Genomic DNA, 15,646 nt, shown 5'->3' on the forward strand with positions numbered 1-15,646 from the left:
CCTATTTTGCGTGCGTACCGCTAAAATCATTGGGGTTGTCCATGTGCAGCATGGAGGACACCTAAAACTTCATTTCTGCGTAACGCCGGTACCGCCCACGGACGGCCGGCATGTCACACGCAGGATAAATCCAAGGGTTGAACCGGCGCGCCACCAAGCGGCGCGTGTCTGAACTGCCCGGTGACTAGAAAAGGAGCCAATCATGGCCGTTAAGATCAAGCTGCAGCGTATGGGTAAGATCCGCAACGCTGAGTACCGCATCATTGTTGCTGATGCACGCACCCGCCGCTCCGGCAAGGCTATCGAGAACATCGGTATCTACCAGCCGAAGCAGGAGCCGTCCCTGATCCAGATCGATTCCGAGCGCGCTCAGTACTGGCTGGGTGTCGGCGCGCAGCCGACCGAGCCGGTTCTCGCACTGCTCAAGGTGACCGGTGACTGGCAGAAGTTCAAGGGCCTGCCGGGCGCAGAGGGCACCCTGAAGGTTGCTGAGCCGAAGCCGTCCAAGCTGGATCTCTTCAACGCCGCTCTGGCTGAGGCCAACAACGGCCCGACCATCGAGGCCATCACCGAGAAGAAGCGCAAGGCCAAGGAAGAGGCTGAGGCAAAGGCTGCCGCTGAGAAGGCTGCAGAGGAAGCCGCTGCCGCTGAGGCTGCAAAGGCAGAGGAAGAGGCTGCCGAGGCTGACTCCGCTGAGGAGTCCGCAGAGTAAACTACTCGCCTAACAGAAAATCCCCGCACCAGCGGGGATTTTCTAGTTTTGCGGGGCAGCGGGGCGTGCTTCCAAGGGGTTCTCGAAATCCAAACCGCGGATGGCGGAGGCGATGACCGACTGCGCAATCCTTTCCATCGCTTCTTCCGATACTGATGCCAAGTGGCCGCTCAAACACAACACCGTAAAGCCGTGCACCGTGGACCACCCAGCAAGACAATTTTGCATCATGAATTGCCGGTTAGGCTCCTGCCCAATGTAGCGTGCGTACTGCTCCATGTAGTCATAGAAGTTGAACGTGGCCTGGACCCGCGGATCCTCTCCCGGTCCCTCTGCGGCGGCGGCCAGCGCACCAGGGATGTCAAAGCCGCTCGTGGCCATCATGCACTCAAAGAAGCTTTGCTCCTCCAAGGCATAGTGGTAGTAGGCAAAGCCAGCCGCCATCATCTTGTCGACAATGCTTCCCTCGGTATTCTCGAAGGCCTCACTCAGCTTGGTAATGAGTTCGAAGGTGGCGACGTCTGCGACGGCGTCGAGAAGCGCGGCCTGATCCTTGAAGTGGCGGTACGCGGCGGTGGGGGAAACGCCGACCGCGCGCGTTGCCGCGCGAATCGTTACTGCCTCTGGTCCACCCTCCCGGCCGAGCTTGATGGCCTCCTGGAGGATCTCTTCATGCAAATTTCCATGGTGGTAAGGCTTAGAACTACTCACAATCCAAGAATAATACTAAAAGTCTAGACATTCACGCCAGTGTTTGGCGTCAACATTGTGAGCAGCATTAGCGCAGGTTGATCGCTGCAGGACACCGCATGTGGGACATACGCTGGAAGGTGTACGATGCGCCCGGGAACGAGCACGTAATCTTCATCTCCGCAACTAAAAGTCACCGCGCCCTGTAGCACCTGGACGGTGATGGGGTGCGCGGCTTTGTGATCGGGCAGGACCTGCCCGGGCAAGAATGAAAAGAGGATGAGGTTCGCTCCGTCGGCACTGAGGACTCGCTTAACGGCTGGTCTCGGGCGCGATGGGCCCGGCTTAGGGGCCTCATCGAGCAAATTTAGCGTTGTGAGCGCGGCGCTGTCATGGGTGGCGGCACCAAAGGTGGCTGCATCATTGATCGGAAGCTCAGTCATGCCACTCCAGCGTAGCCCGTTAAGCTAGCAGTCATGGAACTACTCATTGGTCGCGTGGTGAAATCCCACGGCATTAAAGGCGAGGTCTCCGTCGAGGTGACCACCGATTCCCCCGAGACCCGTTTCGCCGTCGGCGAGGTTCTCCACGGCAAACAAGGCAAGAAAGAACACGAGCTCACCATCGCGGCGGTGCGCGCTCATAAAGGGCGCCTGCTCATCACCTTCGAGGAAATCCCAGACCGCACGGCCGCGGATTCCCTGCGCGGCACCCAGTTCTTCGCCGAACCCTTGGATGATCCCGAGGATGACGGCTTCTACGACCACGAGCTGGAAGGCCTGCGCGTCATTCTCGACGGCTCAGACGTGGGCGAGGTGACCGGCGTGACGCACGGTCCCACGCAGTCCCTTCTGGAAGTCACGCTCACCGATGGCAAAGAGGCGTTGGTCCCCTTCGTTGAGCAGATCGTGCCCGAAGTCGATCTGGAGGCCGGGACCTGCACCATCACCCCGCCGGAGGGGTTGCTTGACCTATGAGGATAGACGTTCTCACCATTTTTCCGGAGTACCTCGACCCGCTGCGCCACGCGCTGCTGGGCAAGGCCATCGAGCAGGGAAAGCTCGCGGTGGGGGTGCATGATCTGCGCCAGTGGGCCACCGACGTGCACAAATCCGTCGATGACTCACCCTACGGGGGCGGCCCAGGAATGGTCATGAAGCCTGAGGTGTGGGGGCCGGCGCTTGACGACGTCTCCTCCGGCACCGCCTCCACCCAGGACCTTCAGAGCGCTCTGCCGCACCTGAGCAAGCCGCGCCACGACGATATCCATGGCGTCGAGGCGCGTGCCTACGGGGAAGGCCAGGATTCGGATAAGCCGCTGCTCATAGTGCCGACTCCCGCCGGAACGCCCTTTACTCAGGCCGATGCCCGGGCGTGGTCTACCGAGGAACACATCGTGTTCGCGTGTGGACGCTACGAGGGCATCGACCAGCGCGTCGTCGAGGATGCCGCGCAGCGCTACCGCGTGCGCGAGGTGTCCATCGGCGACTACGTGCTCATCGGCGGCGAGGTAGCCGTGCTGGTCATTGCTGAAGCCGTCGTACGCCTTATCCCCGGGGTGTTGGGAAACCGGCGCTCGCACGAGGAGGACTCTTTCTCCGATGGCTTGCTGGAAGGACCGAGTTATACCAAACCGCGCGAGTGGCGCGGCCTGGCGGTTCCGGATGTACTGACTTCCGGGGATCATGCCAAGGTGGACCGGTGGCGTCGCGAGCAGTCGCTGGCTCGGACGTGGAAGCGCCGCCCGGAGCTGCTGGACGCGGCGGACCTGAGCGATGCCGACCGCGCATACGTGGAATCCTTGAAGGAGGAATGAGATGGACATCAGTACTGACTTGTCAATACTTATGACCGAAGCCGAATGGGACAAGATTCTCAAAGATATGCCGCAGCGTTTGCGCGAAGGCGGCGTCGAGCCGCTCGATATCAACGCAGAGATCATCTCCTTTACCTGCGAGCCCGACAATATCCTGGTCAACGAGTACATGGATAAACACGGCCAGCCGCCGGTGGGTGAGCACGTGTGGAGGGTCATCGTCAACGGCTCCTCTGAGCTGCCGTTGACCAAAGTCACCGCGGCCGTCGCGGACTGCTTGCCGCCGCACACGCTGTGGTACGGCACCTCCGAAATCGGCCACACCGAGTTTGGGTTGGGTACTTCCTGCGCGTGGCAGGGCGGGGTATAGGGTAGGAAGGTCTTTTAGTCCCCGACCAAAAAGAGGTTTTGTGAATATCGCAGCCACCATCGCCGGAGAGCTGGGCGTCAAAGAAGCACACGTTGACGCCGCCCTGAAACTCATGGCGGAGGGCAATACCGTCCCGTTTATTGCCCGTTACCGCAAGGAAGCCACCGGCGGGCTGGATGACTCCCAGCTGCGTATCATCGAGGAACGCTCGACGTACCTGCGCGAGCTGGAAGAGCGCAAGAAAACGGTGCTCGCCGCGATTGAGGAACAGGGCAAGCTCACCGATGAGCTGCGCGCACTGATCCAGGGCTGCGAGACCAAGGCGCGCCTGGAGGATCTGTACCTGCCGTATAAGAAGCGCCGCAAGACCAAGGCGGATATCGCGCGCGAGGCAGGACTGGAGCCGCTGACGGACAAGCTCATCGAGGACCCCTCGGCGGACCCGGCCGAGCTGGCGGGGGAGTATCTCACCGAAGGTTTCGAGGAAACGAAGAAGGCCCTCGATGGCGCCCGCGCCATTCTGGTGGACCGCTTCGCACTGGATGCGGATCTGGTGGGCGAGGTGCGCGAGCGCATGTACACCAGCGGTTCCATGAACGCCGGCGTGGTCGAGGGTAAGGAAACCGAGGGCGCGAAGTTCAAGGACTACTTCGAGTTCTCCGAGCCTTTCGAGAAGCTCCCCTCGCACCGCATTTTGGCGCTGCTGCGCGGCGAAAGCGAGGGCGTGCTGCACCTCAACCTCGACGCAGGCGATGACGCCATGTACGAGGGCATGATCGCAGACCGCTTCGACCTGGACGTGTCTACCTCCCGCTGGCTTGCCGACGCCGTCCACTGGGGCTGGCGCACCAAGCTTTCCATCTCTTCCGGTCTGGACGTGCGCATGCGCCTGAAAGAGAAGGCGGAGGAAGGCGCGCTCAAGGTCTTCGCGACAAACCTGCGCGACGTTCTTCTGGCCGCCCCGGCCGGCCAGCGCGCGACGCTGGGCCTAGACCCGGGATACCGCAATGGCGTCAAGTGCGCGGTCGTTGACCCGACGGGCAAGGTCCTGGCCACCACGATTGTCTACCCGCACCAGCCGCAGCAGAAGTGGGCTGAGGCGGTGAGGGAGTTGGCGTCGCTAAGCGCTGCCCATTCGGTGGACCTCATGGCGATCGGCAACGGAACCGCATCGCGTGAGACGGAGAAGCTGGCGGGTGAGGTCGCCGACCTCATCGCGCAGGCCGGCGGTGCTCGCCCCACGCCGGTGGTGGTCTCCGAGGCTGGCGCGTCGGTGTATTCGGCCTCCCAGTTGGCGGCCGATGAATTCCCTGACATGGACGTCTCCCTGCGGGGCGCCGTTTCGATCGCGCGCCGCCTCCAGGACCCGCTGGCGGAGCTGGTGAAGATTGACCCGAAGGCGATTGGCGTGGGGCAGTACCAGCACGACGTCAACCAGGTCGCGCTCGCCCGCACGCTCGATGGCGTGGTGGAAGATGCCGTCAACGGCGTCGGCGTGGACCTGAATACGGCGTCCGCCCCGCTGCTGGAGCGCGTGGCCGGCGTGAATTCCACGATTGCGGCCAACATCGTGGCATATCGCGATGAGAACGGCACGTTTGCCTCGCGCAAGGAGCTGAAGAAGGTGCCGCGCTTGGGCCCGAAGGCTTTTGAGCAGTCCGCGGGCTTCTTGCGCATCAATGGTGGCAAGGATCCGCTCGATGCTTCGGCAGTGCACCCGGAGGCCTACCCGGTGGTGGCGCGCATTGCGGAGAAGACCGGTCTGGGGGTTTCGGAGCTCATCGGCAATTCGCGAGTGTTGACGAAGCTGTCGCCGGCGGACTTTGCTGACGATACCTTCGGTGTGCCGACGGTGACGGATATCATCGCGGAGCTGGATAAGCCGGGCCGTGACCCGCGCCCGGAGTTCAAGACGGCTACCTTCAAGGAAGGTGTGGACAAGGTCTCGGACTTGAAGCCGGGGATGATTCTGGAGGGCACCGTGACCAATGTTGCGGCCTTTGGCGCGTTCATCGACGTGGGCGTGCACCAGGATGGCCTCGTCCATGTCTCCGCGATGAGCCACAAGTTCGTCTCCGACCCGCACGATGTGGTCCGCTCGGGCCAGGTGGTGAAGGTGAAGGTCATGGAGGTAGACGTGGAGCGCCAGCGCATTGGCTTGTCGCTGCGGCTTGACGACGAACCCGGCCAGCCCGCCCCCAAGCGCCGCAACGGCGGTGGGCGTTCCGAGGGTCGCGGCGGCCGCTCCGACCGTCGCAACTCCCGCCGCGACGGTGGGCGTGGCCGCTCGGACCGCGGCGGCGGTGGTTCGATGGCCGATGCCCTCAAGAAGGCCGGCTTCTAACCGTTCAAACGGTTGAGGGGTCGCGAGTTTTCCGGGAGAGCATTCTGTGAGGACGGCGTATTCGATGGCCCCGCAGAAAGAGATTCTGTTGAGGGATCGCTGAAGACGCGGAAAGCCTTGCGGTTCTGCGAGGCTTCCGCGTGGAGTAGGTGAGCCAGCCAGGTGGGTGAGCTGGTCGGGCGGCACGGTGCTAGGGAGTGAGCTACCCAGGAGGTGGGCTACCGTTTGGTGGATCCGGCGGTTGGGAAGGGGGTGCGGCTGTCGCGAGCCGGTTGACCGCTTCTTGGTAGGCCGGCTGCGCGGTAATCGGCGTTCCCCAGGGCGGGATGTAATCAACCGGTCCCTTCAGCCGAAAGACATAGCCTCTGCCGGTCGGGCTGGTGGGGTCATCGTCGTTAATGCCGTTGTGGTAGGCACACAGCATGGTGAGGTTGGGCGGATTGGTTTCCCCGCCCGCTTGCCAGGGGACGATGTGGTGGACTTGGCAGTAATCGGCTGGCTTGTTGCAGTCTTCGATCGCGCAGGTGGGGTGCTCCGCGCTGGCCATGATGCGCTGCTCGAGGCTGGCAAAGCGCGAAAGCCGGTGCAGCCACACCGGGCCGATGGTGGGGTGGACCAGAGTGGCGTAGCCAGTCTCGGCGAATTTGTAGGTTAAAAACTCTGTGCCGCTCATGCGCCCGCCGTTGGTGAGTTCGAGCTCGATGTCGTCGCCGTCGTGGTGGATGATTTTGTCAAGCTCGTCGAGTGTTATCACGACGTTTGTTCCCACCGCCGGACGGGAGCCAACGCCCTCCTTGAAGAAGACCTGGCGGGTGGCGTCTAGGAGGTCGGTAGGGTTAATGGATTCCAGGGTGCTGCGCATGGTGGAGATGTTGAGCGCGGAATCAGTAACCGTAAGCGAGTATGGACCATTCTTGCGGTAAGTCAGCCGCACCCCTGGTGAAGGCACGCGTTTCGGTTTGAGTTCCTTCACTCGCTGCGCCGCCACTGAAGGCACCCGTTCCGAGGGCACGGAGGCGAGCGCGACGCGCAAATTCCAGACGTCAACCTGCTTCTTCAGCTTCGCGGTGTAGGACTCAATCAGGCTCAGTGTGGCCAGGTCGTGGCCTTGGCGTTGGGCCGCCTGGCGGGCTGTGCGTTGCTTGCCTGTGAAGCGGGTTTCGCCGAAATAGATGGCATGAAGCGACGCCAGCTCCGCCGCATCGCCGTGCGAGGCGCCAAGTGCGCGCAAGCTTTCGGGTGTGCTGGTTGCTGCTTCCACCAGCGCAATCCCCGAGTTGCGAAGGCGGATGTAGGTTTCAATATCCCCCATGTGCACAGAGCCTAAAACAGGCCACGCGGCCCCGCAACCGGAGAAGAAAACGCCCTGCCTACAGGCTGTAAAGGGCAGGGGCTTGCCGGATGAAAGCCCGATTCGAATGCACTCGCTCGCCCGTCACAGGGGAGTGCTGGGTGATGTAACTCAGGTGGTGCGCAGCGCGGCACAACGGAACGAATGGCTATAAGTTCACAATGCCAACTTAATCGGTGGTATGTTTGTTGAAACAAATGACTTAGTGGCCTCGCTCACGTTTGGGTGTCTAGCCTTAATGGCTTGATAAACGAATAAAAGCGGACCTGAATCATCACGTCAAGGAGGCGGACATGAGCCGTGAGGCTGAATCCAACCGGGAAGCAGACGCGAATAGCGCTTCGCCCGGCCCGGTGAGTGAGGGGAGCGCGGCTACTCGAAACGCGGCAGGCCACGACAGCGAGGCCATGGGATGGCACCGCGTCCTCGATTGGCGCCCCACGAGTACCTTGTCGCGCGTGCTCATCGTCTTCCTTCTCGTAGCACCTATCGTCATCGCGGGCACCATGATGTGGGCCATGTGGGACCCCTCCAAGTACATGCGCAACATTGACTTGGCGGTGGTGAATGAGGATGCGGGCGTCGAGAAGCAGGGCACCTACACCAACTACGGTGATCAGGTCGTGGAAGGCCTGATGGAGACGCAGTACCTGAACTTTGCCGAGGTCAACAAGGCGGACGGTGATGAGGGGCTGCTCAAGGGCAAGTACCTCATGGTCGTGACCATCCCGAAGAATTTCTCCGAGCAGGCCGTTACCATCATTAGCGATAAGCCGGTCAAGCCGGAGATTCACTTCGCCACCAATGACTACTACGGCACGAATGGTTCGGTGATTTCCTCCAGCCTCATCCCGCAGGTGCAGACCAGCGTGGAGAACGCGATTTCCAAGAAGTATGCCGATCAGGTCATCGAGGGACTGAATAAACTCAGCGATGGCCTGGGAACCGCGGCTGAGGGCGCGGGCCGGCTCGACGAGGGCGCGGGCAAGCTGCAGGAAGGCGGCGGGCGAGCGGTCGAGGGAATTGCCAAGCTGGACGCCGGCGCGGGCGATCTCAACAACGGTACTGGTCAGCTGCTCGACGGCACGACCCGTCTCAACGAGGGCGTGGGGCGCTTGAGCGGTGGTGCGGCGCAGCTGGATGATGGCGCCGCCCAGCTTGCCGACGGCTCCGACAAACTACTCGCCGGCACCGGCCGCCTGGCGGATGGCGCGGGTCAGATCGATGGCGGTGTCAATCAGCTCACCGGGATGCTCATCCCGGTGCTCAAGCAGGCGCAGGTTGTGGCCCCGGCGCTGCTGCAGCTTGTCGACGTCCTCCGCGGCCTCGGCATGCACCAACAAGCCGATCAACTCTATTCCCTGGTGTCCAAGCTCGACCCGGCCGCCAGCGGAAACATGGTGGCGCAACTGGAGAAGCTCTCCGCCGGCACCGGCCAGCTCTACTACAACCTGTCCGATCCCAATTCGGAGTACCTGGGCGGCATGATGGCGCTCAATGACGGCGCGCACCGCTTGTCCGATGGCTCGCAGCAGTTGCGGGCAGGAGTTGGCGAGCTGAGTAACGGTGCCGCCCAGCTGCAGGACGGAGCATCCCGCCTGCATGAGGGAACCGGCACGTTGAAGGATGGCACGAGCCAGCTGGCCGCCGGTGGCACGGAGCTCAAGGATGGAATGGACCAGCTCAAGGCCGGCTCCAATGAATTGGCCACCAAGCTTGCCGACGGCGCCGCCAAAGCCCCCTCCATTACCCAGCCGGATACGTCGGCGCAGAACATGGCCGTGCCCATCAACTTCACCTCCTCTAACCTCCACCCTGTACAGACGGTGGTCAGCCCGGTTGACCCGACCGAGAAGAACATCACCGGCGGCGCTTCCTTGCTCTTCGTGTTGGTCTTCGGCTTCCTTGTTATGCTGCTCCTGGCGATGACGCTGCCGTATTACCTGGGCCGCCGCGGCGAGTCGGCGACGAGCCCGGTGCGCGGCATCCTCGCGGCCTTCGGCGTGGTGGCGGGCCTGAACTTCCTGGTCTTGGCGTTCATGGGGCTGATGTCCTCCACCATGGGCTGGAGCCCCGCCAGCTGGCCGATGATGCTGCTCGTCATCGCAGCGATTGCCGCCGTCGGCGCGGCGACCTACCAGTTCTTCCTCGTAACCTTCGGCCGCAAGATTGGTGCTGTCTTCGCAGTCGGTGCTTTTGCCTTAGGCGTCATGGTCTTCGGCGGCGTGTGGCCGGTGGCAGCTATTCCGCGGCCGCTGAGTTTGCTGCATCCTTTCCACCCGATGTCCTATGCAAAGAATGCCTTTACCCGAGCCACCGACGGCATCCACGATGGCACCTTCTGGGCGGGAATCGCGGTGCTGTTCATCGTGACCGCCCTGGCACTGGTGGCCTCCTGCGTGGTGTTCCGCGCCCGCCACCACGGCACCGCGCGCATCCTCGACGAGCACCTCTTCCGCAGGCCGGCGGTGGCCGGCGCCTAGAAATCGTGTGCTGCGAGCCCGCCGGGCAGGTTGCGCAGCTCGATGCCCATGTCCGCGGCGAGATCGGCGTAGCGCAGGACAAAGCCCGCGCTGCGCCCGCCGGAGGGGCAGGCCACGTAGACCAATTCGGAGCCGCAGGCTGATAGCGCTCGGCGCACGGAATCGTCATCGGTGACGGTGTGCCAGGGCAGCGACACCGTGGCACGAGGAAAGTTCGGGTCCTCGGAGATATCGAGGAGGGCAGCGCGGCCGGTAATAAGTTCCGGCGGCAGGATGTGCCGGGCCGGTAGAGCAGTAACGAGGGGGCGGTCGGGATCGGCGCCCACCCGTAGTGTGCGGAAGCTACCGGGGAGCGCGTCGTAGGAGGTTACGCGCCCTACCATGTCCCGATGATCTGGGAGTGCGCCGAGCATGGCGACCGCCGCGGTGGCCATGAGCCCTGCGATCACCGATGTCGTCGCGCCCAGCACCCCGGCTGTCGAGCACTCGAGCGCCTCGCCGCTGGGCGGGGCGGGGAAGAGGTCGCGCAGGCCCACCCCGCGCCCATCTGCGCAGTCTCTCCCAGAGTGCCACAGCGCGGCTTGCCCGCCGTAGCGCAGCACGGTACCCCAGGCCAGCGGGGTAGAGGTGAGCTCGCAGGCATCGGCGACGAGGTATTTCGTGCCGAAGGTATCGGAACCGTCGAGGACGAGGTCGGCCTCGGAACACAGGTCGAGGACGTTGGAGGTATCGAGGCGTTCCTTAAGCGCGGTGATGGTGAGCTCGGGGGAAAGCTCGCGGGCGCGCGCGGCGGCTACTTCCGCCTTGGGCTTGCCGACGTCCCCCGCACCAAACAACACCTGCCTGTGCAGGTTGCTGATGTCGACGGTATCGGAATCAATAAGAGTGATGCGCCCGATGCCCGCCGCCGTGAGCTGTTGGATAGCCGGGCAGCCCAGCCCGCCGGCGCCGACGACAAGCACGTGCGCGGCATGAAGCCGCTCCTGGGCGACGTCGCCGAAGCCGGGCAGGAGGCGTTGGCGCGCGGTCCGGGCGCGTTCGGTTTTGCTGAGCATGATGGCAGTCCTTTTAGGAAGTGGGCTACAGGACCTGGTCCGCCCAGCTGGCCAGGCCTTCGAAGGTGGAGGAAGCCTGGGCGTGCTCGCGCTGTGGGATGCGCCCTGCACTTCGGGCAAGTCTGCCGGCTTCGACGGCATGGCGCATGGCGGTGGCCATCGCTTCCGGGTTCTGGCAGCGGTTGACCGCGCTGGCGAGCAGCACGCCGGAGCAGCCGAGCTCCATGGCGAGGGCGGCGTCGGAGGCGGTGCCGATGCCGGCGTCGACAAGCACGGGCACCGAGGCACGCGAACAAATGAGCTCGAGGTTGTGCGGGTTGAGAATCCCGAGACCAGTGCCGATGGGGGCGCCGAGCGGCATGACGGCCGCGGCCCCAGCATCCTCGAGGCGTTGGGCAGCCACGGGATCGTCGCTGGTATAAGCCAGCACGGTAAACCCCTCGGCGGCAAGCAGCTCGGTGGCGTCGAGGGTTTCCACGACATCGGGCAGCAGCGTGTGTTCGTCGGCGATGACCTCGACCTTGACCCACGTGGTGCCCAGAGCTTCGCGGGCCATGCGGGCGGTAAGCACGGCCTCGCGGGCCGTGCGACACCCGGCGGTATTGGGCAGGGGAGCGATGTCCAGGCGGCGCAGCAGATCGAAGACGCTCTCACCGCCGCTGGTGCCGGCATGGCGGCGCATGGCCACGGTAGTCAGCTCGGTCCCGGAGGCGACGAGCGCGCGCTCGAGGGCCTCGTGGCTCGTGGCGCCACCGGTGCCCATGATGAGGTGGGAAGAAAAGGTAGTGTCGGCGATGGTGAGCATTTAGCCTCCTTGGACTGCGGTGAGGATTTCCACGGCCGCGCCTTCGTTGAGTGGGGTGGTTTCCCATTGCGAGCGGGGGATGACCTGTTCGGCCACGGCCACCGCAGTGCCGTCAGGAGCGATGTCCTTTTCCTTGAGCAGCTGGGCGACGGTATCGGCCGCCGTGTCATAGGGCTGGCCGTTGAGGATGAGGATCATTGTTGCTCCTTGAGGTGTCGCAATGGGTTACAGGCCGCGAGATCGATGCTGGGATCGGTTCCTTCGATGAGCTCGCGGGCACAGCGCGCGGCCAGTGCCGTGAGCAGGATGCCATGGCGGAAATAGCCGGTAGAGATGACGAGCCGCTCGCTGACGCGGCCAAGATAAGGAAGGTCATCCGGGGTGCCGGGGCGAGCCCCCGCGCTGGCCTCGAGGAACTCGCATTCTTCGACGGCGGGGAGGACGCGGATGGCGTCGCGAAGCAGCGCGTAGACGCCTCCGGCCTGCGCTGAGGACAGGGAATCCTCGCGGGTCGTAGCGCCGACGGCGAGGGTGCCATCGCCGCGCGGGATGAGGTAGATGGGGCGGTCCTCCACGAAGCCGCGCACCACGCGGGTCAGCAGCGGCTGCAGGTGATCCGGAACCCGCAGGCGCAGGATATCGCCGTACACCGGGCGCAGGTGCAGCGGGGACTGTTCAAGCCCAGCTGAGTTAGCCCACTCGATCTCGCGCGCGCCCAGACCGGCTGCGAGCACAACCTGTTCTGCTTCGAAGTCGCCGACGGCCGTGGTGACCACGCCCGTTGCAGCATCAATCGATTGGGCCGCCGTACGGAAGAAACGTACGCCGAGTCCTTGGGCCGCGCTCAGTAGTGCAGCCGCCCATTGGCGGGGGAAGACCTGCGTGTCGCCCGGGATGCTGACGGCACCGGCCAGACGCGGGGACAGCAATGGTTCCGCGCGCCGGGCTTCACGCACGGTGATGCGCTCGACCTCCATGCCGTGGAGGGATTGATACTCGGCCAGCTCGGTGAGGTGCTGGGCATCCGCGCGATCGGCGGCGACGACGAGCGTTCCCTCGGCACGGTAGCCGGTGGGCACCTCTGTGTGTGCGGCGACCAGATCGATGAGCCCCGGGTACCACGCGCCGGAGGCGCGCATGAGCGGGAAGAGCGGATCCTGCTGGTAGACCACCTCGGCGGCGGGGGCGAGCATGCCGCCGGCGAAGTGGGTAGCCCCGGAGGCTGGTGCCGGATCCAGCACCGTGACCTCGTGGCCCCGCGCGGCCAGTTCCACCGCGGTGGCCAGGCCGATGACGCCCGCGCCGATGATGATGACGGATGAATCAGAGCTAGTACTCATCGCGCACCTTCATCGAAGCCGGACAGCAGCTTGCGGCAATAGGCTTCCGGGTCATCGGCATGCATGATGCCGCGCACGACAGCTAGGCCGGCTACGCCGGTTGCCGCAAGATCGGGTGCATCGTTGGCGGTGACATCCCCGATGGCCACGAGCGGTACGCGGGAGAGCTTCACCAAATCCGGGTAGGCATCAAGCCCCAACGGGGTGCGCCCGGAGTCCTTCGTCGGCGTGGCGCGGAACGGGCCGCAGCCGATGTAATCAATCAGGTCTGCTACTTCGTTGGCGGCCTCGACTAACTCGCGGGTGCCGGTGGTCAGACCGATGATCGCATCCGGCCCCAACAACGCGCGGGCGGCGGCCACGGGTAGATCATCCTGGCCGATATGCACGCCGTGCACCGGCTCGCCAGCGTGGCGGAGGGCGGCGGCGACGTCCACGCGGTCGTCGATAAGCACGCGCGTTTTTGGGTTGGCCTGCTCCACCGCGCGGGCCACGTCGCGGCCTAAGTGGTAGAGGTTGCGGGCGGAAATCGGCTTGGAACGAACTTGTACCACCCCGGCGCCGCCCCGGGCCGCAGCGGCAGCGATGCGCACGACGTCCTCATGCGGGCCCGCGCCCGTGACGAAGTAGCAGCGAAGATCAGGCATGCGCGGTCTCTTCTTCCTGATAGAGCTGTGAGCCCTGGGCCTTGAACTCCTCCGACATCTGCTTCTCGCCCGCGCGGGCAGCTGCCACGACCTCCGGATCGATGGCTCCCTTACCCGGGAAGCTTGGCATCCCTAGCGAATCGGAGAAGGTATCCCGAATGTCCTGGCTAATGCGCATGGAACAGAACTTCGGACCGCACATGGAGCAGAAGTGCGCGGTCTTCGCAGGCTCCGCGGGCAGGGTCTCATCGTGGTAGGCCTGCGCGGTATCCGGGTCGAGGGAGAGCGCAAACTGGTCGTGCCAGCGGAACTCGAAGCGGGCCTTGCTCATCGCATCATCCCAGGCGCGCGCCCCCGGGTGGCCCTTGGCCACATCGGCCGCATGGGCGGCCAGCTTATAGGTGATGACGCCGGTCTTGACATCATCGCGGTTGGGCAGCCCCAAGTGCTCCTTCGGGGTGACGTAGCACAACATGGCCGTTCCTCCCATGGCGATGTGCGCCGCACCAATGGCGGAGGTGATGTGGTCATAACCCGGGGCAATATCGGTGACCAACGGGCCCAGCGTGTAGAAGGGCGCATCCGAGGCCCAGTCCTGCTCCAGCTCATTGTTTTCCTGAATCATGTTGAGCGGCACGTGGCCCGGGCCTTCCACCATGACCTGGACGTCGTACTCCCAGGCGCGCCGGGTGAGCTCACCGATGGTCTTGAGCTCAGCGAATTGGGCGGTGTCGTTGGCATCCGCCAGCGAGCCGGGGCGCAGGCCATCGCCCAAGGAGAAGGCAACGTCGTAGCGCGCGAAGATCTCACACAGCTCATCGAAGTTCTCGTAGAGGAAGGACTCCTTGTGGTGTGCCAGGCACCAGCCCGCCATGATCGAGCCGCCGCGGGAAACAATGCCGGTGACGCGGTCCGTGGTCAGCGGGATATACGGAAGCAGGACGCCGGCGTGGATGGTCATGTAGTCCACGCCCTGCTCGCACTGCTCGATGACGGTGTCGCGGAAAATCTCCCACGTCAGGTCCTCAGCTACGCCGTTGACCTTCTCCAGCGCCTGGTAGATGGGCACGGTGCCGATGGGCACCGGCGAGTTGCGCAGGATCCACTCGCGCGTGGTGTGGATGTCATCGCCGGTGGAGAGATCCATGACGGTATCCGCGCCCCAGCGCGTGGCCCAACGCAGCTTCGACACCTCTTCCGCAATGGAGGATGTCACCGCGGAGTTGCCGATATTGGCGTTGATCTTGGTGAGGAACTTCCGCCCGATGATCATCGGCTCCGACTCCGGGTGATTCACGTTATTGGGCAGGATAGCGCGGCCACGCGCGATTTCGGAGCGCACAAACTCCGGGTCGCAGTGCTCGCGCAAGGCCACGAACTCCATCTCCTTGGTGATGATGCCCTGGCGCGCGTAATGCATCTGGGTGACACGCTTGCCCTCCTTTGCGCGCAGCGGCTGGCGACGCTCGCCCTTCCACTCCTGGGAAGCGGCACCGCGGCGCTCGGCGGAGCGGCCATCATCGGCGAGGTTGCGGGCGCGGCCCTCATACTTGTCGACGTCCCCGCGCTCCGCAATCCAGTCCGCGCGCAGCGCCGGCAGGCCTACCTCAGGCTCACACTCTGGGCCGCGAGTGCGGTAGATGCGGAAAGGATCATTCGGGCCGGTGGGGGAATCATCCAACTGAATCTCGGTCTCGGGTACCTCGAGGCCGTGCTCCCGGATGGGGGAGTAGGAGTGCTTGGGGTGGATCTCGCCGGAGTCAGATTTGTGAATGGGGGTATGGGTAGCCGTCATGGCTGCTCCTCTCTTCCTTCGCTGGTGCTAACCAGACAGGTTCAAACGGTGCAGGCGCGGTATCAGCGCCACTCTCAGCCCACTTCCCGTGGGCACCCGTGGGGTATCAGTGCGCCACCCACCTTAGAGCCCGCAACGAGGAGATGTCAGGCGTTTGGCACAATTTGTTCTTCCGGGGTGGGGTGTGGAAAGATGACGATGTTCTGTGTAATAGGCACGAACCGGTCAGCCGCCGCGA

General features: G+C 64.0%; 15 protein-coding genes and 1 riboswitch. Of the genes, 6 read left to right on the forward strand and 9 right to left on the reverse strand.

Annotated features, from left to right (window positions below; genetic code table 11):
- The first annotated feature begins 202 nt into the window (after window positions 1–202).
- On the forward strand, window positions 203–712 hold the full coding sequence (gene rpsP / locus HMPREF2760_RS06310; RefSeq protein WP_070520013.1) for a 30S ribosomal protein S16: 510 nt from the start codon (window positions 203–205) through the stop codon (window positions 710–712).
- Between the two features lie 42 nt (window positions 713–754).
- Here the strand turns inward: rpsP and HMPREF2760_RS06315 are convergent, their stop codons facing one another.
- Both HMPREF2760_RS06315 and HMPREF2760_RS06320 read right to left on the reverse strand, forming a co-directional pair.
- Window positions 755–1,423 (reverse strand): TetR/AcrR family transcriptional regulator, encoded by a 669-nt coding sequence (locus HMPREF2760_RS06315; protein WP_070565535.1) that lies wholly within the window; start codon window positions 1,421–1,423, stop codon window positions 755–757.
- A 23-nt stretch (window positions 1,424–1,446) separates the two neighbouring features.
- Complete coding sequence (locus tag HMPREF2760_RS06320; RefSeq protein WP_070520017.1) at window positions 1,447–1,845, reverse strand: cupin domain-containing protein; 399 nt, start codon at window positions 1,843–1,845, stop codon at window positions 1,447–1,449.
- A gap of 33 nt (window positions 1,846–1,878) precedes the next feature.
- Between HMPREF2760_RS06320 and rimM the strand changes: the two genes are divergently transcribed.
- The 4 genes from rimM to HMPREF2760_RS06340 are packed head-to-tail and all read left to right on the forward strand — an operon-like array spanning window position 1,879 to window position 5,932.
- Complete coding sequence (gene rimM, locus HMPREF2760_RS06325) at window positions 1,879–2,379, forward strand: ribosome maturation factor RimM (protein WP_070520019.1); 501 nt, start codon at window positions 1,879–1,881, stop codon at window positions 2,377–2,379.
- Window positions 2,376–3,218 carry a tRNA (guanosine(37)-N1)-methyltransferase TrmD gene (gene trmD / locus HMPREF2760_RS06330; protein ID WP_070596882.1) on the forward strand — a complete coding sequence of 281 codons (843 nt, stop codon included), beginning with the start codon at window positions 2,376–2,378 and terminating at the stop codon, window positions 3,216–3,218. Before rimM ends, trmD begins: the two co-directional genes overlap by 4 nt.
- A gap of 1 nt (window position 3,219) precedes the next feature.
- A complete protein-coding gene (locus HMPREF2760_RS06335) occupies window positions 3,220–3,588 on the forward strand; it encodes a hypothetical protein (protein WP_070596883.1) in 369 nt (122 codons plus the stop codon).
- Window positions 3,589–3,628: 40 nt separating this feature from the next.
- Window positions 3,629–5,932, forward strand: a complete 2,304-nt coding sequence (locus HMPREF2760_RS06340) for a Tex family protein (RefSeq protein ID WP_070596884.1) — start codon at window positions 3,629–3,631, stop codon at window positions 5,930–5,932.
- Window positions 5,933–6,134: 202 nt separating this feature from the next.
- Here HMPREF2760_RS06340 and HMPREF2760_RS06345 read toward each other — a convergent pair whose 3' ends face one another.
- Window positions 6,135–7,244 (reverse strand): HNH endonuclease signature motif containing protein, encoded by a 1,110-nt coding sequence (locus HMPREF2760_RS06345; RefSeq protein WP_070596885.1) that lies wholly within the window; start codon window positions 7,242–7,244, stop codon window positions 6,135–6,137.
- Between the two features lie 332 nt (window positions 7,245–7,576).
- On the opposite strand from HMPREF2760_RS06345, the gene HMPREF2760_RS06350 reads away from it, so the two are divergent.
- On the forward strand, window positions 7,577–9,766 hold the full coding sequence (locus HMPREF2760_RS06350) for a YhgE/Pip domain-containing protein (RefSeq protein ID WP_070596886.1): 2,190 nt from the start codon (window positions 7,577–7,579) through the stop codon (window positions 9,764–9,766).
- On the opposite strand, the gene HMPREF2760_RS06355 is transcribed toward HMPREF2760_RS06350, so the two are convergent.
- From HMPREF2760_RS06355 to thiC, 6 genes are all read right to left on the reverse strand, one after another.
- A complete protein-coding gene (locus HMPREF2760_RS06355; RefSeq protein ID WP_070596887.1) occupies window positions 9,763–10,821 on the reverse strand; it encodes a ThiF family adenylyltransferase in 1,059 nt (352 codons plus the stop codon). The two genes, HMPREF2760_RS06350 and HMPREF2760_RS06355, sit on opposite strands and share 4 nt — an antisense overlap.
- A gap of 25 nt (window positions 10,822–10,846) precedes the next feature.
- Entirely contained in the window at window positions 10,847–11,626 is a 780-nt protein-coding gene (locus tag HMPREF2760_RS06360; protein WP_070596888.1) for a thiazole synthase, read from the reverse strand.
- Window positions 11,627–11,824, reverse strand: a complete 198-nt coding sequence (gene thiS, locus HMPREF2760_RS06365) for a sulfur carrier protein ThiS (protein ID WP_070533194.1) — start codon at window positions 11,822–11,824, stop codon at window positions 11,627–11,629.
- Entirely contained in the window at window positions 11,821–12,966 is a 1,146-nt protein-coding gene (gene thiO, locus HMPREF2760_RS06370) for a glycine oxidase ThiO (RefSeq protein WP_070596889.1), read from the reverse strand. The genes thiS and thiO overlap by 4 nt, the downstream gene beginning before the upstream one ends.
- Window positions 12,963–13,613 (reverse strand): thiamine phosphate synthase, encoded by a 651-nt coding sequence (locus HMPREF2760_RS06375; RefSeq protein WP_070596890.1) that lies wholly within the window; start codon window positions 13,611–13,613, stop codon window positions 12,963–12,965. Before HMPREF2760_RS06375 ends, thiO begins: the two co-directional genes overlap by 4 nt.
- Entirely contained in the window at window positions 13,606–15,408 is a 1,803-nt protein-coding gene (thiC, locus tag HMPREF2760_RS06380; RefSeq protein ID WP_070596891.1) for a phosphomethylpyrimidine synthase ThiC, read from the reverse strand. Before thiC ends, HMPREF2760_RS06375 begins: the two co-directional genes overlap by 8 nt.
- Window positions 15,404–15,518: riboswitch (TPP riboswitch) on the reverse strand. Its footprint overlaps the gene before it by 5 nt.
- Window positions 15,519–15,646: the final 128 nt, after the last annotated feature.

Origin of the sequence: Corynebacterium sp. HMSC065D07 (assembly GCF_001810695.1) — a bacterium.
Lineage (GTDB): Bacteria > Actinomycetota > Actinomycetes > Mycobacteriales > Mycobacteriaceae > Corynebacterium > Corynebacterium hesseae.

Coding starts and splice junctions, on each gene's coding strand:
- rpsP (WP_070520013.1), top strand. CDS start 203: ATGGCCGTTAAGATCAAGCTGCAGCGTATGGGTAAGATCCGCAACGCT.
- HMPREF2760_RS06320 (WP_070520017.1), bottom strand. CDS start 1,845: ATGACTGAGCTTCCGATCAATGATGCAGCCACCTTTGGTGCCGCCACC.
- rimM (WP_070520019.1), top strand. CDS start 1,879: ATGGAACTACTCATTGGTCGCGTGGTGAAATCCCACGGCATTAAAGGC.
- trmD (WP_070596882.1), top strand. CDS start 2,376: ATGAGGATAGACGTTCTCACCATTTTTCCGGAGTACCTCGACCCGCTG.
- HMPREF2760_RS06335 (WP_070596883.1), top strand. CDS start 3,220: ATGGACATCAGTACTGACTTGTCAATACTTATGACCGAAGCCGAATGG.
- HMPREF2760_RS06345 (WP_070596885.1), bottom strand. CDS start 7,244: ATGGGGGATATTGAAACCTACATCCGCCTTCGCAACTCGGGGATTGCG.
- HMPREF2760_RS06350 (WP_070596886.1), top strand. CDS start 7,577: ATGAGCCGTGAGGCTGAATCCAACCGGGAAGCAGACGCGAATAGCGCT.
- HMPREF2760_RS06355 (WP_070596887.1), bottom strand. CDS start 10,821: ATGCTCAGCAAAACCGAACGCGCCCGGACCGCGCGCCAACGCCTCCTG.
- HMPREF2760_RS06360 (WP_070596888.1), bottom strand. CDS start 11,626: ATGCTCACCATCGCCGACACTACCTTTTCTTCCCACCTCATCATGGGC.
- thiS (WP_070533194.1), bottom strand. CDS start 11,824: ATGATCCTCATCCTCAACGGCCAGCCCTATGACACGGCGGCCGATACC.
- thiO (WP_070596889.1), bottom strand. CDS start 12,966: ATGAGTACTAGCTCTGATTCATCCGTCATCATCATCGGCGCGGGCGTC.
- HMPREF2760_RS06375 (WP_070596890.1), bottom strand. CDS start 13,613: ATGCCTGATCTTCGCTGCTACTTCGTCACGGGCGCGGGCCCGCATGAG.
- thiC (WP_070596891.1), bottom strand. CDS start 15,408: ATGACGGCTACCCATACCCCCATTCACAAATCTGACTCCGGCGAGATC.